The organism is Janthinobacterium sp. BHSEK (genome assembly GCF_056174685.1).
In genome coordinates, this window is sequence record NZ_JBWBYV010000084.1 from 1 (window position 1) to 17,597 (window position 17,597).

The 17,597-nt window shown below is 65.0% G+C and carries 17 protein-coding genes and 1 pseudogene; 11 read left to right on the plus strand and 7 right to left on the minus strand.

Annotated features, from left to right (window positions below; genetic code table 11):
• Positions 1–525, plus strand: a pseudogene (locus AC0V2Y_RS24555) (hypothetical protein); the annotation flags it as partial.
• 427 nt (positions 526–952) lie between these two features.
• On the opposite strand, the gene AC0V2Y_RS24560 reads toward AC0V2Y_RS24555, so the two are convergent.
• Positions 953–1,249 (minus strand): flagellar protein FliT, encoded by a 297-nt coding sequence (locus tag AC0V2Y_RS24560; protein WP_475417442.1) that lies wholly within the window; start codon positions 1,247–1,249, stop codon positions 953–955.
• Positions 1,250–1,428: 179 nt separating this feature from the next.
• Positions 1,429–2,256 carry an HDOD domain-containing protein gene (locus AC0V2Y_RS24565; protein ID WP_475417443.1) on the minus strand — a complete coding sequence of 276 codons (828 nt, stop codon included), beginning with the start codon at positions 2,254–2,256 and terminating at the stop codon, positions 1,429–1,431.
• Between the two features lie 155 nt (positions 2,257–2,411).
• On the opposite strand from AC0V2Y_RS24565, the gene AC0V2Y_RS24570 reads away from it, so the two are divergent.
• The 3 genes from AC0V2Y_RS24570 to AC0V2Y_RS24580 all read left to right on the plus strand — a co-directional run bounded on the left by AC0V2Y_RS24570 (position 2,412) and on the right by AC0V2Y_RS24580 (position 5,540).
• Entirely contained in the window at positions 2,412–4,481 is a 2,070-nt protein-coding gene (locus AC0V2Y_RS24570; protein ID WP_475417444.1) for a M13 family metallopeptidase, read from the plus strand.
• 68 nt (positions 4,482–4,549) lie between these two features.
• Positions 4,550–5,200, plus strand: coding sequence for a class I SAM-dependent methyltransferase (locus tag AC0V2Y_RS24575; protein WP_475417445.1), 651 nt, complete (start codon positions 4,550–4,552; stop codon positions 5,198–5,200).
• Positions 5,201–5,354: 154 nt separating this feature from the next.
• Entirely contained in the window at positions 5,355–5,540 is a 186-nt protein-coding gene (locus AC0V2Y_RS24580) for a CsbD family protein (protein WP_116743435.1), read from the plus strand.
• 75 nt (positions 5,541–5,615) lie between these two features.
• Here AC0V2Y_RS24580 and AC0V2Y_RS24585 read toward each other — a convergent pair whose 3' ends face one another.
• The 3 genes from AC0V2Y_RS24585 to AC0V2Y_RS24595 all read right to left on the minus strand — a co-directional run bounded on the left by AC0V2Y_RS24585 (position 5,616) and on the right by AC0V2Y_RS24595 (position 10,263).
• Positions 5,616–7,826 carry a S9 family peptidase gene (locus AC0V2Y_RS24585; RefSeq protein ID WP_475417446.1) on the minus strand — a complete coding sequence of 737 codons (2,211 nt, stop codon included), beginning with the start codon at positions 7,824–7,826 and terminating at the stop codon, positions 5,616–5,618.
• Positions 7,827–8,016: 190 nt separating this feature from the next.
• Positions 8,017–8,856: a PhzF family phenazine biosynthesis protein gene (locus AC0V2Y_RS24590; protein WP_475417447.1), complete on the minus strand. Its 840-nt coding sequence runs from the start codon at positions 8,854–8,856 to the stop codon at positions 8,017–8,019.
• Positions 8,857–8,871: 15 nt separating this feature from the next.
• A complete protein-coding gene (locus AC0V2Y_RS24595; RefSeq protein WP_475417448.1) occupies positions 8,872–10,263 on the minus strand; it encodes an MATE family efflux transporter in 1,392 nt (463 codons plus the stop codon).
• Positions 10,264–10,455: 192 nt separating this feature from the next.
• Here AC0V2Y_RS24595 and AC0V2Y_RS24600 point away from each other — a divergent pair, with 192 nt between their 5' ends.
• The 6 genes from AC0V2Y_RS24600 (at position 10,456) to AC0V2Y_RS24625 (ending at position 15,454) form a co-directional block, all read left to right on the plus strand.
• On the plus strand, positions 10,456–11,133 hold the full coding sequence (locus AC0V2Y_RS24600) for a beta/gamma crystallin family protein (protein WP_475417449.1): 678 nt from the start codon (positions 10,456–10,458) through the stop codon (positions 11,131–11,133).
• A gap of 178 nt (positions 11,134–11,311) precedes the next feature.
• A complete protein-coding gene (locus AC0V2Y_RS24605; protein ID WP_475417450.1) occupies positions 11,312–12,187 on the plus strand; it encodes a beta/gamma crystallin-related protein in 876 nt (291 codons plus the stop codon).
• Between the two features lie 102 nt (positions 12,188–12,289).
• The gene (locus AC0V2Y_RS24610; protein WP_475417451.1) at positions 12,290–13,282 is read left to right on the plus strand and encodes a beta/gamma crystallin-related protein; all 993 of its coding nucleotides are present in this window, start codon (positions 12,290–12,292) and stop codon (positions 13,280–13,282) included.
• Between the two features lie 159 nt (positions 13,283–13,441).
• The gene (locus AC0V2Y_RS24615) at positions 13,442–14,122 is read left to right on the plus strand and encodes a beta/gamma crystallin-related protein (RefSeq protein WP_475417452.1); all 681 of its coding nucleotides are present in this window, start codon (positions 13,442–13,444) and stop codon (positions 14,120–14,122) included.
• Positions 14,123–14,218: 96 nt separating this feature from the next.
• A complete protein-coding gene (locus AC0V2Y_RS24620; protein WP_475417453.1) occupies positions 14,219–15,139 on the plus strand; it encodes a DnaJ C-terminal domain-containing protein in 921 nt (306 codons plus the stop codon).
• 3 nt (positions 15,140–15,142) lie between these two features.
• Positions 15,143–15,454, plus strand: coding sequence for a chaperone modulator CbpM (locus AC0V2Y_RS24625; protein ID WP_034759737.1), 312 nt, complete (start codon positions 15,143–15,145; stop codon positions 15,452–15,454).
• Between the two features lie 3 nt (positions 15,455–15,457).
• Here AC0V2Y_RS24625 and AC0V2Y_RS24630 read toward each other — a convergent pair whose 3' ends face one another.
• Together AC0V2Y_RS24630 and AC0V2Y_RS24635 are read right to left on the minus strand one after the other, a co-directional pair.
• The gene (locus AC0V2Y_RS24630) at positions 15,458–15,685 is read right to left on the minus strand and encodes a hypothetical protein (protein WP_475417454.1); all 228 of its coding nucleotides are present in this window, start codon (positions 15,683–15,685) and stop codon (positions 15,458–15,460) included.
• 169 nt (positions 15,686–15,854) lie between these two features.
• Complete coding sequence (locus tag AC0V2Y_RS24635) at positions 15,855–16,772, minus strand: LysR family transcriptional regulator (RefSeq protein ID WP_099410583.1); 918 nt, start codon at positions 16,770–16,772, stop codon at positions 15,855–15,857.
• Positions 16,773–16,906: 134 nt separating this feature from the next.
• Between AC0V2Y_RS24635 and AC0V2Y_RS24640 the strand changes: the two genes are divergently transcribed.
• Entirely contained in the window at positions 16,907–17,512 is a 606-nt protein-coding gene (locus AC0V2Y_RS24640; protein ID WP_475417455.1) for an FMN-dependent NADH-azoreductase, read from the plus strand.
• The last annotated feature ends 85 nt before the right edge of the window (positions 17,513–17,597 follow it).

Below are 17,597 nucleotides of genomic sequence, written 5' to 3' on the forward strand. Positions count from 1 at the left end.
CTGCGCCCGCCGCCATTGCGCCGCGCCACGGCGCCCGTGGCCGCCTGCGCGCCGCAGGCGGATGCGGGGCAGGCGGCAGCGTGCATGGCGCTGGACGAGAAAAATACGGCCTTGAATGAAAAGCTCGGCGAGCTGGAAGGCAAGATCGGCGTCTTGCAAAAGGCGCTGGCCCTGCCTGCCGCCGCCACGGCCGCCGTGCCGCCCGCTGCCGCGCCAGCCGTGGCGGAAGCGCCCCATGCCAAGCCCAAACCCCTGCACGCGGCGCCTGCGGCCGACAAGGAAAAGAAATCGGGCGGCAACGGCTTGCTGTGGCTCGGTATCGGCACTGTGCTCTTCCTGCTGCTGACGGCGCTCATCGTGTATGCCGTGCGCAAGCGCAGGCAAGCGGTGGAACCGGGCGCGCCGTCGAAATACTGGGTCTTGCTGCGCAAGCCGTTCGGCCGCAGGAAGAAGGAGGTGCCCGTGTTGACGGAGGCGGTGGAGGAAGGGGCGGCCGAGCCGGAAGCGGAGCCGTTCTCGCGTTAAATTGTGTGCGGGGCCGTGCTAAAAATTGATATAAAAAAAGATATTCAAAAAAGACAGAAAATGTACGTCTATCGTGTTGCCTATTTTTTAAAGATGGTGATATGATTAATTCAGTGGACTTGCTCTACGACAAAACAGCCCCAGCCTGGCGCAGTCACCAACGATAGTGTGGCGCGGCAAACCAGGTGTAGCGTTGCATAAACGCCTGGGTCTGGAAGCGGTTTGCGATGCCGACGATGTGCTCGCGAACGCCGGATGCAACCGGCAGCGAGGCGACGCCAGGAGATACCTGGGGCTCGCCTTCCACATTCCCCACCTTGCTTTTTGAGCGCCGCAGATGGCGCTCCCTGGCAAGGCGGCAGACGTAAAAAAAGCACCCTCGGGTGCTTTTGTCGTTTCTGGCGCGGCGACTTGCCTGCCTCTTGGCTTACATGCGGGCGCGCGAACCTGGCATGGCGTTCGACAGCTGCGTCATCCACGGTTCCGTGATGGCGCGGATTTCGCGGTCATTGGCCAGGATTTGCTTGAGCAAGTCGATCTTGCGCAGGCGCGAGGCGCCGGCCAGGGCAGGTACCTTGCCCGCCATGGTTGCGCTGGCGGCGCTGGCGCACTGGTTTTCCAGGGCATCCAAGTCATTCCAGTCGCTCGAACGTGCGGCCACGACCATTTTATTGGTCATTCCTGCAATATTTTCATACATCGAGAGAACGTCGTTGGAGGTCATGAGCACACCCGTAACTAGTGAATGGATTACCGCTTGTCTAGATTAACGGCGGGTCCAACGGGAACTTGAGGGTGTTTTTGAAAAAAAAGTGAAAATAATTTGGATGTTTTCTGGCTGGCCGCCGGCATCGTCCGCAAACCCCCATGGATGCCGGGGTGGCGATGCCGGCAGCGGTGGATTTATTTGACGAGTTCTTCCAGTCCTGCGCTCAGTTCGGCCGGCGGCGGCATCCTGTCGACCAGCACGGACGGTGGCAAACCGAGCGCTTCGGCCACCTCGTTGGGATAGCAGGCGATGATTTCTTCATTGCTCAAGGCATTTTCCTCGATGCGCGCGCGCCAGGCGGCCAGGTGGATGATGGCGGCCAGGCGGTTCAACGGTGCCTTGGCCAGCGGAGCGGGAAAGGCGGCGATGGCCTCGGCAAAGGCGGGCGGAAACTTCCAGCGGCGCGCCAGTTCGGCGCCCACCTGCGCATAATCGTAGCCCAGCGATACCCGTTCCGCGTCGAGCCGGCGCGCATCGAGCGGCGGGGCAATCTTGTCGAGCTGCATGGCTTGCTCGGGCATGGCGGCGTGGATCACCAGTTGCCCGATCGCATGCATCATGCCGATGGTGAAGGCCAGGTCCTGGTTGTCGCCCGTCTGCCTCGCGATCCAGCGGGCCGACACGGCGCTGTGCAGGCTGTAGCGCCAGAATTGCGGTAAATTCAGGCCCGGCACGGCCTTGAAACCGCTGACGAGGCCGGAACTGATGACGAGAGTGCGCACGGTAACAAAACCGAGCATCAGCACGGCGTCTTCCACCGTGCCGATGCTGCGCGAGACGTGGTAATAGGCCGAGTTGGCCAGCCGCAGCAGCTTGGCGCTCAAGGCCGGGTCCGCTCCCAGCTGGCGCGCGATGTCTTCGGTGGCGATGGCAGGATTGTCGAAACTGCGCACCAGTTCATCGACGATCTTCGGGGCGGCAGGCAGGGCGTGGGGATGCTGGAACAGCGCTTCCAGTTGCATGGCAATCTCCTTGGCGTTCGCGCGGTACGGCGTGCAGTCGTGCAACTATATGCCGATTTTTTTGTCCGCATGCAAAAAATTTAGGGGACGGTTTTTCACCTAAAAAGGCAGGGTTTTCAGGGTATGATTTTGGCTATTACATCGAAAGGATCGCCATGCACGGTTTGCGTTTTTCCTGGTCCCGGACGCCAGTCCAGGCTGCCATTATCCTCATCCTGGCCGGCGTCTTGCTGACCGGTTTGCCTGTCCAGGCGCATGGCCAGCAAGGGGCCGCCAGCGCCGCCGTCCCCGCTGCCGCGAAGGCCTTGCCCGGCGACGATTTCTACGATTACGTGAATGGCGACTGGCTGCGCAGCACGGAGATTCCCGCCGACCGCAGCAGCTGGGGCTCGTTCGCCATCCTCGCCAACGCCACCAACGAGCGCATCATTGGCCTCGTCGAAGGCCTGGCCGCGGCGCCGCAGGCCGATGCATCGGCGCGCCAGGTCAGCGATTTCTACCGCTCCTGGATGGATGAAGCGGCTATCGAAGCGAAAGGCTGGGCGCCGATCAAGCCGCTGCTCAAGAAGATCGATGGCATACGCGACCGGGCAGGGCTGGCCCGCGCGCTGGGCGAGAGTCTGCGCGCCGACGTCGATCCGCTCAATTCCACCAATTTTTATACGGAAAACCTGTTCGGCCTGTGGGTGGCGCAAGACTTGAACGACACCACGCGCAATGTGGCCTACCTGCTGCAGGGCGGACTGGGCTTGCCCGACCGCGCGTTCTACCAGAGCGACAGCGCGCGCATGCAGGGCTTGCGCGCGGGCTACCAGGCGCATATCGCCGCCATGCTCCAGCAGGCCGGCTACCGCGATGCGCCGGCCCGCGCCGCGCGCGTGTTTGCGCTGGAACAGCAAATTGCCGCAAGTCACGCCAGCCGCGAGGATTCGGCCGATGTCGCCAAGGGCAATAATGCGTGGCGCGCCGCCGACTTCGCCAGCAAGGCGCCGGGCCTCGACTGGAAAGCCTTTTTCCAGGCGGCAGGGCTGGGCCAGCAGACGGATTTCATCGTCTGGCATCCGACGGCCATGACGGGCAGCGCCGCGCTGGTGGCGAGCGTGCCGCTGGCCACCTGGAAGGATTTCCTGGCCTTCCACGCGATCAACCATTTCAGCACCATCTTGCCGAAGGCGGCCGCCGACCAGCGCTTCGCCTTCTATGGCAGCGTCCTGAGCGGCACGCCGCAGCAGTCGCTGCGCAGCAAGCGGGCGCTGGCCGCGACGAATGCGGCCCTGAGCGACGCCGTCGGCAAGCTGTACGTGGAACGCTATTTCCCGCCTGAATCGAAAGCCCGCGTGCAAGACATGGTGACGAATATCGTCGCCGCCTTCTCGCGCCGCATCGACAAGCTGGACTGGATGGCGCCGGCCACCAAGGCGCAGGCGCAGGAAAAACTCAAGACCCTGTACGTGGGCGTGGGCTACCCGGAACGGTGGGAAAACTATGCGGGCTTGCGCGTGGTGCGCGGCGATGCGCTGGGCAATGTGCAGCGGGCGGAACAGTTTCATTACCGGCAGGAGCTGGCCAAGCTGGGCCAGTCGCCCGACCGCAAGGCCTGGGCCATGCCGGCGCAGCTGGTCAATGCCGTCAACTTGCCGCTGCAAAATGCACTGAACTTTCCGGCCGCCATCCTGCAGCCGCCATTCTTCGACCCGCAAGCGTCCGATGCGGCCAACTATGGCGGCATCGGCGCCACCATCGGCCACGAGATCAGCCACAGCTTCGACGACCAGGGCGCGCAGTTCGACGCCCAGGGCAAGCTGCGCGACTGGTGGACGCCGGCCGACCTGGCGCATTTCCAGTCGGCATCCAAGCATTTGGTGGCGCAGTTCGCGGCCTACAAACCGTTCCCGGACCTGGCCGTGAATGGCCAGCTGACCCTGAGCGAAAACCTGGCCGACCTGGCTGGCGTGGCGGCCGCGCATGACGCGTTCACCCTGTCGCAGCAGGGCAAGCCGGCGCAGCCGGACGCGGACCGCGCGTTCTTCATCGGCTACGGCGTCAGCTGGCGCAGCAAGGCGCGCGAAGCGGCGGCGCGCCAGCAAATCCTCACGGATGGCCATGCGCCGGCGCAATACCGCGCCGCCACCGTGCGCAACCTCGACGCCTGGTACCCGGCCTTCGACGTCAAGCCGGGGCTGCAGCTGTACCTGGCGCCGGAACAGCGCGTACGCGTCTGGTAATCATGGACGGTGCCGGACGCCCGACGCGCCGGCACCGTAAAATGGCGGAACATATCGACAGGACCGCCATGAAACCGACCCCGCCGCACGACCAGCAAGACCCCATCCACGCCATCACGGGCCGCACCCTGGCCCACTACGATGCCAGTGCCGAGCAGTTTTTCGAAGGCACGCGCGACCACGACGTCAGCCAGAATATCGGCGCGCTGCTGAACGCCATCGGCAAGCCGGCGCCGCTGGCCATCCTCGACCTGGGCTGCGGCCCCGGGCGCGACCTGAAGGCGTTCACGGCCCTGGGCCACCACGCGACGGGCGTCGATGGCTGCCCACGTTTCGTCGAGATGGCGCGCGCCTACAGCGGCTGCACCGTGTGGCAGCAGGATTTCGTCGACCTCGACCTGCCCGCCGCGCACTTCGACGGCGTGTTCGCGAATGCCGTGCTGTTCCACGTGCCCAGCGCCGCCTTGCCCGGCGTGCTGCGCGCCCTGCACGCGTGCCTGAAGGAGGGCGGCGTGCTGTTCAGCTCGAACCCGCGCGGGCAGAACCAGGAAGGCTGGAATGGCGCGCGCTATGGCAGCTATCACGACGAAGCGACGTGGGCCGCGTACGTGCAGGCGGCCGGTTTTACCTTGGTCGAGCAGTACTACCGCCCGCCGGGCTTGCCGCGCGACCAGCAGCCGTGGCTGGCCACCGTGTGGCGCAAGGATTTGACGGCCTGATCGACGATGTTGGCACTGTGTTAGGAACCGTACAGAGCCTTTGATCCCCACTGCGTACTATGGACACATCGACACGCAACAAGCAGCGTGTGAGCCGCAGTACCGGCCCTTTGGGGCTGGACAACAGATGTACCAACTACAGTGAGGATCCATCATGAACAAAGATCAAGTCGAAGGTAAACTGAAGGAAGTCGGCGGTAAAATCCAGGAAGCCGCTGGCAAAGTCGTCGGCAGCGAAGAACAGCAAGCCAAGGGCCTGGCAAACCAGGTCGAAGGCAAAGTGCAGAAGAAAGTTGGCGATGTGAAAGATGCAGTAGAGACCATCACGCGCAAGCCTTAATTCTGGCAGCAAGAATGTAAAAACCGCCGCCTGTCGCGAGACAGGCGGCGGTTTTTTATTTGATGCAGCGCAAGCTTACTGTGCCGGCTTCATCAGGTTCTGCTTGAAGAACAGCTCGATTTTCTTGTACACGTGGCGCTGGCCCGCGCGCGACGAGATGCCGTGCTTGGCGCCCGGATACGTCATCAGGTCGAACTGCACGCCGCGGTTGACCAGCGCGTCGATCAGTCGCGTGCTGTTGCTGAACAGGACGTTGTCGTCGGCCATGCCGTGCACCAGCAGCAGCGGCGACTTCAGGCCGTCCAGGTGGGCGAACACGGTGCTGGCCTTGTAGCCCTCCACGTTTTCCTTCGGCATGCCGAGGAATTGCTCCGTGTAGTGGGTGTCGTACAGCGACCAGTCGGTCACGGGCGCCACCGACACGCCCATGGCGATCTTGTCGGACGCGGCCGACAGCAAACGCAGGGTCATGAAGCCGCCGTAGCTCCAGCCGAACACGCCGATGCGTTTAGGATCGACGAAGCTTTGCTTGCCCAGCCAGTCGATGCCCACCAACTGGTCCGCCACTTCGGCCGCGCCCAGCTTGTGATAAATCGCGTCCGTGAACGCGCGCTCGCGGCGCGACGAACCCCGGTTATCGAGGCGGAAGACGACAAAACCCTGCTGCGCCATGTACTGGTCGAAGTTGTTGCCCCAGCGGCGCGCCACGTGCTGCGAGTGCGGGCCGCCATACGTCGACAGGTAGACGGGGTAGCGCTTGCCCGCGTCGAAATTCGATGGCTTGACGATCGAATAGTGCAGGGTTTGGCCATCGTTGGCCTTCAGGGTGCCGTACTCGGTCGGCAGGTGGTCCGCCTTGTACTTGGCGTACGGGTGGCTGGCGTTGAGCGCGTTTTCTTCCAGCCAGCCCACCATGGCGCCGTCCGGGCGGCGGATGCTCACTTGCGGCGGCGTGGCCGGGTCGGAATACGTGTCGACGAAGACTTCGCCATTGCGCGAGAACGTCGTGTCGTGCCAGCCGTCCGCTTTCGTCACGCGCTGCGGCTTGTCGGCCGTGCTGCCGTCGAGGGCCAGGGCGTAGGTCTGCTTGTCGATCACGGCGTCGCGGTTCGACGCGACGAACACTTTACCGGTCTTCTGGTTCACGGCCAGCACGCTGTCGATGCCCCATGCGCCGGAGGTGACGGGGTGCAGCAGCTTGCCGCCCATGTCGTACAGGTACAGATGGTTGCGGCCCGTGCGCTCGGACGACCACAGGAAGGTGCCGTTGGACAGGAAGCGCAGGTCGTCATGGATGCTGACCCAGGTTGTCGATGTTTCCGTCAGCAGGGTGCGCTGCGCCAGGGTCGCCGCGTCGACGGCGACCAGGTCGAGGGTCTTCTGGTCGCGCGACTGGCGCTGGTAGACGAGCGATTTGCCGTCCGCGCTCCAGTCGGCGCGCACCAGATAGATGTCCGGGTTCGTGCCCAGATCCACCTGGCGCTGCGCGCCCGTTTCCGGCGAGACGATCAGCAGCTGCACCAGCACGTTCGGGTCGCCCGCGGCAGGGTAGCGCTGCTCCACGACGTCGGTGCGGTCGGCGAAGATTTCAAAGCGGCGCACGACGGGCACGGGCGCTTCGTCGTAGCGTTTATAGGCGATGGCGGAATCGTCGGGCGCCCAGTAGTAGCCGGTGCGCTGGCCCATTTCTTCCTGCGCCACGAATTCGGCTTCGCCGTTGCGGATCGTGCCCTTGCCGTCGGTGGTCAGCTGACGTTCCTGGCCCGACTTCAGGTCGATCACATGGATGTTCTGGTCGCGCACGAACGACACGTAGCGGCCTTTCGGCGAGATTTTCGGATCGAGCACATTGCCCTTGGTGACCAGGCGCGCCTTGTCCGGGTGGGCCGCGTCGACCAGGTACAGATTGTCGGCCAGCGGCACCAGCAGCTGCTTGCCGTCCGGCGACCAGCTGTAGCTGAGAATGCCGTTCAGGCTGGCCGTGCGCTCGCGTTCGCGGCGCGCCTGCTCTTCGGGCGAAATCGTTTCATTCGGCACCAGCGCCTTCGAGTCGACCAGGCGGTGCGTGCTCTTGTCCTTCAGCTTGAATTCCCACAGGTCGAGCTGGAACTGGTTGTCGGCGCGGCCGCGCAGGAAGGTGACGCGCTCGCCGTCGGGCGAGACTTTCAGGTTGCGCACGCCGGGGCCGGCCAGCGCCGGATCGGCGTGGATGCGTTCCAGGGTCAGCTTTTCAGCCGATGCGGGAACGCTGGCCATCGCGGCCAGAAAACAAAGAATAAAACGCATGGATGTCTCGGTAGTTGGAAGAAGAAGGGCACTGCATGTACAGGCGAGCTTGAGCGTTGCCTAAGCGTAAGACGATACCAGAGCATGCGTGTTTATGCGATAGCGCCAGCCACGGAATAAACCGTTGCTGGCCGTATTTCCTTCGTCAAAAATATCCAGCAGCCGCCCATTCCATGGCGCTTTGCCCCGTTCAAGCCAATATCGTGCCTTCGATTACGGTCAGGCATGCGCCGCCTATCCAGGCGTGACCAGCGCGGAAACTGACGGACACGCGGCCGTCGCGCTGCAGGCAGGTGCTCTGGCGCACCGTGTAGTCGCTGCCCGCCAGCAGCTGCGCGATACAGGCGTTGGCGCTGCCCGTGACGGGGTCTTCCACCAGCGCGCCGTGTTCGCTGAGCAGCGCGCGCACTTCGTAGTCGGCCGGTCCGCCGGCGGCGTGCGGGCCGTACAGCGCCAGGCCGTCGGCGCCGGCGGCGGCCAGCAATGGCGTCAGCGCGGCGATGTCGGCGCGCACGGCCAGGCAGGCGGCGGCGCTGGCCAGCGGCACGCACAGCCAGCGGATCCCCATGTCGGCGACGGTGGCGCCCGCGGCCGGTTCTCCGTCCAGCGCTGTTTGCAGCAGCGGCAGCAGCGCCGGGGTGAGCGCGCGCGTGGCGCAGGGCGGCGCCTGGAACGCCAGCATGCCGCCGGCGCCCCGTTCTATCTGTACCAGGCCGACGCCGCATTCCTGCACGATGCGCGTGCCCTTGGGCCGCATGCCCGCATCGAGCAGGGCGTGCGCCGTGCCCAGGGTCGGGTGGCCGGCAAACGGGAATTCCATCTCGGGCGAAAAAATCCGCACGCGGTAATCGGCCGCCGGGTCGCGCGGCGCCAGCACGAAGGTGGTTTCCGACAGGCCCGTCCAGCGCGCGATGGCCTGCATCTGCGCGTCGTCGAGGCCATTCGCGTCGAGCACCACGGCCAGCGGATTGCCGAGAAACGGCACGCTGCTGAAGACATCGACTTGCTTGAAGGGGCGTTGTTGCGGCATGGGGTGCTCCTTGTCTCAGGCTGCGCGCAGGCGCTGCAGCGACAAACGGTTCAAGTACCAGGTCAGCAGCACGGCGGCCACCGTCAGGCCCGTGACCAGGCCGATCCAGAAGCCGGCGGCGGCCATCGGTTCGGCCGGCGACCAGATGAAGCCTTGCGGCGCCAGGCCCAGCACATAGCCGATCGGCAGCGAGAAGCCCCAGAAGGCCAGCAGCTGGATCAGCATCGGCTGGCGCGTCACCTTGTAGCCGCGGATGGCGCAGGAAGTGGCCACCTGCGTCGCGTCGGACAGCTGGAACAGGGCGGCGAACAGCAGCAGCTGCGCGCACAGTTCCTGCACCTGCGGGTCGGACGTGTAGGCTTGCGCGATCTGGTGGCGGAAGATGGTGATGACGGTGGCCGAGACGATGGCCGCCGTCAGCGACATGGCCACGCCCACCCAGGAAATGAAGCGCGCGCGGCGCAGATTGGCTTCGCCCACGGCATGGCCCACGCGCGTGACGAGCGCGATGCCGAAGGTGAGCGGCACCATGAAGACGACGGACGAGAAATTGAGGGCGATCTGGTGCGCCGACACCTGGATCACGCCGAAGCGCGCCACCAGCAGGCTGATGACGCCAAAGGCGCTCACTTCGGCAAAATACGTGACGCCGATGGGCAGGCCCAGGCGCAGCATGGGGCCGATGGACGACAACTGCGGCCATTCCCAGTGCGTGAATGGATACGTGGCGCGGTAGGCGGGCGCGATCCGGATCCACGCCAGCATGGCCAGCAGCATCATCCACACGCAGCAGGTGGTGGCCACGGCGCAGCCCACGCCGCCCAGCTTCGGCATGCCCCAGTGGCCGTAGATCAGCAGGTAGTTGACGAGAATGTTCAGCGCCAGCGCCGCCAGCGCGATGACCATCACGGGCTTGGTCTGGTTGATGCTGGTGCTGTAGCCGTACAGCGCGCGGTAGGCGGCGAACGGCGGCAGCGCGCAGCTGATGATGTGCACGAACAGCTTGGCCTTGGCGGCCACGGCCGGTTCCAGCATCAGGTGGTCGAATACCAGCGCCGCCATGTTCGTCAGCAGGCAGGCCACCAGGCCGACCAGCAGCGCCTTCCATAGCGACTGGCGCACGATGTGCGGCACCCGGTCGTGGCGCGCGGCGCCGATTTCATGCGCCACGAGGGTATTGATCGCCATCATGATGCCGCTCACCGTCACCAGTACGATGGACCAGATGGCCGCGCCCAGCGACACGGCCGCCAGTTCCTCGGGATTCGTGTGCCCCGTCATCGCCACGTCGGCCGCGCCCATGCCGACGGTGGCCAGCTGGCCGATCAGGATGGGCCAGGCCAGTTTCCACAGCGACGAGACTTCAGTGCGGATGGCGGGCAGGGTGAACGAGGTAGTGTGTGGCATGGTCTGCAAGCTTGACTAAACACAAGATTCTACCGGCATTCGCCCTGCTTGTCCGCCGTGGCCCCCCCCCCCAGCGGCCTGCACGGTAATCATTTGTTACAGCTAAGTGGGCCAGTCGCGGATAGACTGCGCGCTCTATTTGGCAAAATGACCAAATAGTCAACCGCAATATCCTGACTATGGAGCAAGACCATGTTGAAGAAAGCCTTGAACTGCGCCCTGTTGCTGGGCGCCGCCATGACGGCCGAACTGGCCGGCGCCGGCGAACTGACCCTGTATTCGCGCGACGATTATCACGGCCGCTCGCAGACCGTGCGCGACGCCGTCGCCGACCTCGAAGATCTGCGTTTCAACGACACGACGCAAAGCATCCGCGTGCGCTCGGGCCGCTGGGAGGCGTGCGAGGAAGCCGATTTCCGCGGCGCCTGCTTCCTGCTGGAGGCGGGCGAGTATCCCTCGCTCGATGGCCGCGCCAACAAGATCACGTCGCTGCGCGAAGTGCGCGGCGGCTGGGACGGCCATCGGGGCCGCGACCGTGACGGTGACCGCGACCGGGGGCGCGACTGGGACGACCGCCGTGACCGTGACCGCGAGCGCGGCCATTTGCCCGGGCGCTCGCTGGGCGGCGAGCTGACCTTCTATACGCGCGACGATTTCGCCGGCCGCAGCTTGAGCGTGAGCAACGCTTCGGCCGATTTGCGCGAGCGCGACTTCAATGACACGGTGCAAAGCGTGCGCGTGCGCTCCGGCTATTGGGAAGTGTGCGAGGACGTGGGCTTCCGTGGCCGCTGCCGCACCTTGGCACCGGGCGAGTACGCGAGCCTGGAACGCATGAGCAACCGCATCTCGTCGGTGCGCGAAGTGCGCTGACGCCGGGCAGGCGGTACGCGAAGTGGCAATAACAGGCCCGCAGGGGCTTGTTATTGCTTTTGGTAACAATTTATTGTGCTTTTCCCATACTTTGTTACACCGTTTTTTCTGCGGATGGCTACACTGACATCAGTTGTCATGTCGATCACTTACCTTTGCCACCACCGGAGACCGCCCCATGAATCGCCCGCTCGCCTTTGCTCTGCTGTGTGCCAGTTCGCTGTTTGTCCACCTCGCGGCGCAGGCCGGCGAGATCCGCCTGTATACCGATGATAATTTCAAGGGGCGCGTAGTCGTCTTGCGTGACACGACGGACGACTTGTCGCGCGTCAATTTCAATGACACCGTCTCGAGCATCCAGGTCGATTCGGGCAGCTGGGAAGTGTGCACGCATGCCGATTTCAAGGGCGATTGCAAGACCCTGGAACGGGGCGACTACCGTTCGATGCCCGGCATGAACGATAAGATTTCCTCCGTGCGCGAAGTCGGCACGGGGCAGGGGAGCGGCGGTAGCGGCGGTGGCCGCCGCGCGGCACTGGAGCTGTTCGCCGATGGCGGCCAGCGCGGTGCGTCGGCCGGCGTGAACTCGGACCGCGACGACCTGGTCGACATCAGCTTCAACGACCGCGCCAGCAGCGCGCGCGTCGAGTACGGCTACTGGCAGCTGTGCAGCGATTCCAACTACCGTGGCAGCTGCCGCGTGTTCGGGCCTGGCAGCCACGATGACCTGGGCAGCCTGAACGGACGCGTGTCGTCGGCGCGCCTGGTCGATCCGCGCGAGGAGAACCGTCCGCAAAATGACGAGGGCCTGGTGGTGCTGTATGGCCGCGCGTTCCTGAAGGGGCCCGGGCTGCAGGTGAATCGCGACGTCAGCGACCTGGTGCGCCTGAACTTCAACGACCAGGCCGCATCCCTCGCCATCAACGAAGGCACCTGGGAAGTCTGCACGGACTCGCAGTTCAACGGCAGCTGCGAGCGCATGGGGCCGGGCAAGTATGAAGTGCTGAACACGACGTTTGACAAGCGTATTTCCTCGCTGCGCCGCCTGTACTGAGCGCGTGATCGGGCCTTCCGCGTGGCCTTGTATTTGTTACACTAGCATCCTGGCGCAACCGCCAGGCAAATCATCACCAAAGAATGAAGAATGGAGTTAATCATGACGGGCCCTTTCAAACACACGCTGGCATGCGCGGCCACCTTGCTGCTATCGCTGGGGGCCCATGCGGCCGCCCATGCGGGCGATATCACCTTGTTCGAGGACGTCGATCTGCGTGGCCGCGCGGTGAACCTGCGCGAGACGACGGACGATTTGTCGCGCATGGGCTTTAACGACAAGGTATCGAGCATCCTGGTGCGTTCGGGTACCTGGGATGTGTGTACCGATGCTGGTTTTCGCGGCAATTGCCGCACCCTGGGGCCGGGCGAATACCGTTCGATGCCGGGCATGAACGACGCCATCAGTTCGGTGCGCGAGTCGGGGCGAGGCGATGGCAACAATCCGGGACGCCCGGGACGCGATCCGGACCGGGGCCATGGCGGCTATGGCCGTGGCGGCACCCTGGAAGTGTATTCGGGTGCGGGCCAGAATGGCGGCTCGGCGCGCCTGAACCGCGACACGGACGATTTCGTCAGTATCGGTTTCAACGACCGCACCACCAGCATCGTCGTCTATAACGGCTACTGGCAGCTGTGCAGCGACTCGAACTACAACGGCGTGTGCCGCATCTTCGGCCCTGGCCGCCACGACGACCTGGGACGCGGCCTCGACGGGCGCGTCTCGTCGGCGCGCATGGTCGACGAGCGCGAAGCGCGCCGCCAGCAGCAGTACGATAATCAGTACCAGCGGCCGCAGTACGACCAGCCGCAATATCCTCAATACCAGCAGCCGCAATACCAGCAGCGCGGCGCCGTCCTGCTGTTCCCCGAAGCGGGCATGCGCGGCGAACCGCTGGCGCTGGACCGCAATGCGGAAGACCTGGTGCGCTACAACTTCAATGACCGCGCCTCGTCCATCGTCGTCAACGAGGGCCAGTGGGAAGTGTGCAGCGATTCGAACTTCCATGGTCGCTGCGAAGTGATCGGGCCGGGCGAATATGGCCGTCTGAACAGCATGGAAAACCAGATTTCCTCGCTGCGCCGCGTGCGCTGATCCCGTCCTGACGTCGTGCAGACAGGCCGCCTGCCGGGTTGATCCCGCCAGGCGGTTTTTACATTCGCTGCCGTGCGCTGACATTTGCTTGCCCTTTGTTACACTCGCCGCCTGCCGCCTGGTCTACACTGGCGAAAATGTCTCAGTATTGGAGTTGTCATGGTTCGATCTTTCCGGCCCGCGCTGTTGTGCGCCGCCACCTTCCTCGCCCCCCTCGCCGCATCGGCGGGCGAAATCACGCTGTTCCAGGACGCCGGTTTCCGCGGCCGTCCCGTCACCCTGCGCTCCGACACGGGCGACCTGTCGCGCATGGGCTTTAACGACAAGACCTCGAGCATCATCGTGCGCTCGGGCACCTGGGAAGTGTGCAAGGACGCCAATTACCGTGGCAATTGCCGCGTGCTGCAGCCTGGCCGCTACGACAGCATGCCGGGCATGAACGATGCCGTTTCCTCCGTGCGCGAAGTGGGCCGCCCGGGCCATGGCGGCGGCGATCACCGCCCGTATCCACCGCGCCCGCCGCGTCCCGAGCCGGAGCGTCCTCATCCCGGCTATCCCGGCCACGGCGGCGGACACCGTCCCGACATGAATGGCGCCGTGCTGCTGTTCCCCGACGCCGGCATGCGCGGCCGGCCCGTGCGCCTGGACCGCGAGGTGCACGACTTGAGCCGCTATGGCTTCAACGACCGCGCCGAATCGATCGTCGTCAATTACGGCCGCTGGGAATTCTGCGTCGATGCCAACTTCCGTGGCCGCTGCGTGGTGATGGGGCCAGGCAGCTACGGCCGCCTGCACGGTGGTCTCGACCGCCGCATTTCCTCGCTGCGCCGCGTGCGCTGATTCCGCTGCCGGGCGGCGGCGTATTGTGCGCACGCTGTCCACGGCCCAATTCGTGTACTCTTCCCATAGGCAGTTCAACCATGGGGAGCAAGCACGGTGGAATACAAGGACTACTACAAGGAGCTTGGCGTCGAGAAGACGGCGACCGAGGCCGACATCAAGAAGGCGTACCGCAAGCTGGTGCGCAAATACCATCCCGACGTAAGCAAGGAACCGGACGCCGACAAGCGCACCAAGGCCCTCAATGAGGCCTACGGCGTGCTGGGCGACGCGGAAAAGCGCGCCGCCTACGATGAACTTGGTCGTAACCAGGGCGCGCAGGGCCAGCCCTTCCGGCCGCCGCCGGACTGGGGCTCGGGCTACGAATCGTCGGGCGCCGACGACAGCGACTTCTTTGCCGACCTGTTCGCCCACGTGGGCGGGCGGCGCCGCGCCGGCGGCAGTTTCCAGATGCAGGGCGAGGACAGCCACGCCGCCATCACCATCGATTTGCAGGACAGCTACCAGGGCGCCAGGCGCCACATCGTCATGCGCGTGCCCGAAGCGGATGCGCAGGGCCATGTGGTGACGCGCGAGCGCACGCTGGAAGTGACGATACCGAAAGGCGTCACGGAAGGGCAGCAGCTGCGCATGAAGGGGCAGGGCAATCCCGGCAGCGGTGGCGCGCCCGCCGGCGATTTGTACCTGGAAATCCGCTTCCGGCCCGACGCGCGCTACAAGGTGGAAGGGCGCGACGTGTTCGAGACCGTGCCCGTCACGCCGTGGGAGGCGGCGCTGGGCGGCGACATCGACGTGCCGACGCCGTCGGGCACCGTGTCCGTCACGGTGCCGCCCAATTCGCAGACGGGGCGCAAGCTGCGTCTGAAGGGGCGCGGCATTCCCGCCGCCCAGCCGGGCGACCTGTATCTGCTGCTGGAAGTGGTGCTGCCGCCGGCGAACGACGACAAGGCGCGCGAACTGTATGCAACCATGGCGCGCGAGATGGCTTTCAATCCGCGCCAGAAGCTGGGAGGGTAAATCATGACAAACAAGGTAATTGGCGAACTGCTCGAAGACCGTGCCCTGAGCCTGGAGGAACTGGCGCGCGCCTGCGCGGTGGAGCCGGACTGGGTGGTGCAGCACGTGCAGACGGGCGTGCTGCTGCAGGACGGCCCGCCGGCGGGCCAGCTGACGGCATGGCGCTTCACCAGCCTGGACCTGGTGCGCGCGCGCCGCCTGCACGAAATCGAATCCGTGTTCGACGCGAACGCGGAACTGGCCGCGCTGGTGGTCGATCTATCGGAAGAAGTGGCGCGCCTGCGCCGCCGCCTGCACGTGCTGGGCGTCGAATAGCTTTTATTCGGGCTCGCCGTGGCGTGCCACGGTGAGCCTGGCAATATAAAACTGCCCATCGACGACGACCCGGTGCGGGATGCCGGCCACGTCGAAGCCGGGGCCGCCGTCTTCCATCCACTCCTGCGCCAGCGCGTCGAACTGCTGCGGCGTCATGCGCAGCATCTGCGCCGTGATGACGAAGCGCGCGCCTGGTTTTTGCTTGTTGACGAAGTCGTCGATGCCGGCCATGTGAATCCTTGTAATTAAAAGTTAACTCCGGGTTGACCCCGGGTTGACCCCGTTAACGGCCGGGGTCAGACCCCCGGACACGTTGGCACTGAGCTTTGCGTTGGCGGTGTTGAGGGTCTGACCCCAGATTCCCGCTGCGGGCCACTATCATACCTTCGCGCTCACTTATCTAGAACCCCGCTTCTGGTAGCAGCGGCAGCTGCTCCGCAAACCGCTCCGTCAGCCACTTGCCCGCCTGGCCCGGCGGCGTGTCGGCGCGCTGGATCAGGTAAATCGGGTAATTCTCGCCATTGTCGACGGCCAGCGGCAGGTGCACCAGCCGTCCCTCCGTCAAATCCTCGCGCACCATCGCTTCGGGCATGTTGCCCCAGCCCAGGCCCGCGCGCAGCAGCGCGTGTTTTGACCCCAGGTCGCCCAGGCGCCAGTTGCGCAATCCCAGCACGCCGAAATCCTGGCCTTCCGTCAGCACGCTGCGGTCACTGAGTACCAGCTGCACGTGTTCGCGCGCCACGCTGGAAGGAATCGGGCCGGCCAGCTGCGCCAGCGCGTGGCTGGGCGCGGCCACGGGAATCAGGCGCACGTGGCCGACGGCCAGGCGCTCGAAGACGCTGGCCGTGGCCGTCATCCAGCCGCCAAGGCCGATGTGGCAGCTGCCATCCATCACCAGCTGCGCCACGGCGCCCATGGCTTCGATGCGCAGGCGCAGGGCGACGGTGGGGAACTGCGCCTGGAACGCCTCGAGCACGCGCACCAGCACGCAGGTGGGAAACATCACGTCGACCACCACCGACACTTCCGCCTCCAGCCCGCCGGCCAGCGCCTTGGCGCGCGCGCGCATGCCATCGACCTTCAGGGCCACGGCGCGCGCGTCGGCCAGCAGGGCCTTGCCCGCATCCGTCAGTGTGGGCTTGCGCTTGCCGCGGTCGAGCAGCACCACATTCAGTTGTTCTTCCAGGTTGGCGATGGTGTAGCTGATCACCGACTGCGTGCGGTGCAGCTGGCGCGCCGCGTGGGCGAAGCCGCCCGCGTCGATGACGGCGACGAACACGCGCAACTGGTCGAGCGAAGGCTGGCCCGGTTCTCTCATGATGATTCCTTATCTAAAAATTCGATGATAATCATTTATATTTACATGGTTTTCTCGATGGTAGACCTGAACTATGCTGTATGCAAGGGCTGCGATGCGGCCCATCCCGTCACCCGTTTTCCCAGGAGCACTTCATGAGCAAGGTCTTGTACATCAATAGCAGCGTGCGCAACAGCGGTTCCCTGTCGCGTCAATTGTCGGGCGAATTCGTCGCGAAACTGGCCGCGCAAGGCGCCAGCGTCGTCGAGCGCGACCTGTCCGCGCAACCGGTGCCGCACCTGACGGAAGAAGTGATGGGCGCCTTCTTCACGCCGGCCGAGCAGCGCAGCGCGCAGGCGGCAGCGGCGGTGCAGTTGTCCGATACCCTGGTCGACGAATTGCTGGCGGCCGACGTGCTGGTGCTGGCCGCGCCCATGTACAACTTTTCCGTGCCGTCGACCCTGAAGGCGTGGATCGATCACGTGGCGCGCGCGGGCCGCACTTTCCAGTACACGGCGACGGGCCCCGTCGGCCTGGCCACGGGCAAGAAAGCGGTGATCTTCACGGCCAGCGGCGGCGTCTACAGCGAAGGCCCGGGCGCCGCGTATGACTACCTGAGCACCTATCTGCGCACGGCGCTGGGCTTCATCGGCATCACCGACATCGAGTTCGTGCAAGCGGAAGGCGTGGCCATGGGCGAGGATGCCGTCGCCAGCGCGATCGCCAAGGGCCGCGCCTCGATCGAGGCCCTGGCTGCCTGAGGTCTACTCCGCCGTAGTTCCAAAGAGGGATTGCCAATCTGACATGGTTGACATAAGCTTGCCGGCGGCACGCCCCGTGCCAGGC

What these genes read in the sequence shown, in the direction of transcription:
- AC0V2Y_RS24560 (WP_475417442.1), bottom strand. Translation starts at nt 1,249, where the DNA reads ATGACCTCCAACGACGTTCTCTCGATGTATGAAAATATTGCAGGAATG.
- AC0V2Y_RS24640 (WP_475417455.1), top strand. Translation starts at nt 16,907, where the DNA reads ATGAGCAAGGTCTTGTACATCAATAGCAGCGTGCGCAACAGCGGTTCC.
- AC0V2Y_RS24580 (WP_116743435.1), top strand. Translation starts at nt 5,355, where the DNA reads ATGAACAAAGATCAAGTCGAAGGTAAACTGAAGGAAGTCGGCGGTAAA.
- AC0V2Y_RS24570 (WP_475417444.1), top strand. Translation starts at nt 2,412, where the DNA reads ATGCACGGTTTGCGTTTTTCCTGGTCCCGGACGCCAGTCCAGGCTGCC.
- AC0V2Y_RS24585 (WP_475417446.1), bottom strand. Translation starts at nt 7,826, where the DNA reads ATGCGTTTTATTCTTTGTTTTCTGGCCGCGATGGCCAGCGTTCCCGCA.
- AC0V2Y_RS24595 (WP_475417448.1), bottom strand. Translation starts at nt 10,263, where the DNA reads ATGCCACACACTACCTCGTTCACCCTGCCCGCCATCCGCACTGAAGTC.
- AC0V2Y_RS24615 (WP_475417452.1), top strand. Translation starts at nt 13,442, where the DNA reads ATGGTTCGATCTTTCCGGCCCGCGCTGTTGTGCGCCGCCACCTTCCTC.
- AC0V2Y_RS24590 (WP_475417447.1), bottom strand. Translation starts at nt 8,856, where the DNA reads ATGCCGCAACAACGCCCCTTCAAGCAAGTCGATGTCTTCAGCAGCGTG.
- AC0V2Y_RS24630 (WP_475417454.1), bottom strand. Translation starts at nt 15,685, where the DNA reads ATGGCCGGCATCGACGACTTCGTCAACAAGCAAAAACCAGGCGCGCGC.
- AC0V2Y_RS24575 (WP_475417445.1), top strand. Translation starts at nt 4,550, where the DNA reads ATGAAACCGACCCCGCCGCACGACCAGCAAGACCCCATCCACGCCATC.
- AC0V2Y_RS24635 (WP_099410583.1), bottom strand. Translation starts at nt 16,772, where the DNA reads ATGAGAGAACCGGGCCAGCCTTCGCTCGACCAGTTGCGCGTGTTCGTC.
- AC0V2Y_RS24625 (WP_034759737.1), top strand. Translation starts at nt 15,143, where the DNA reads ATGACAAACAAGGTAATTGGCGAACTGCTCGAAGACCGTGCCCTGAGC.
- AC0V2Y_RS24565 (WP_475417443.1), bottom strand. Translation starts at nt 2,256, where the DNA reads ATGCAACTGGAAGCGCTGTTCCAGCATCCCCACGCCCTGCCTGCCGCC.
- AC0V2Y_RS24610 (WP_475417451.1), top strand. Translation starts at nt 12,290, where the DNA reads ATGACGGGCCCTTTCAAACACACGCTGGCATGCGCGGCCACCTTGCTG.
- AC0V2Y_RS24605 (WP_475417450.1), top strand. Translation starts at nt 11,312, where the DNA reads ATGAATCGCCCGCTCGCCTTTGCTCTGCTGTGTGCCAGTTCGCTGTTT.
- AC0V2Y_RS24600 (WP_475417449.1), top strand. Translation starts at nt 10,456, where the DNA reads ATGTTGAAGAAAGCCTTGAACTGCGCCCTGTTGCTGGGCGCCGCCATG.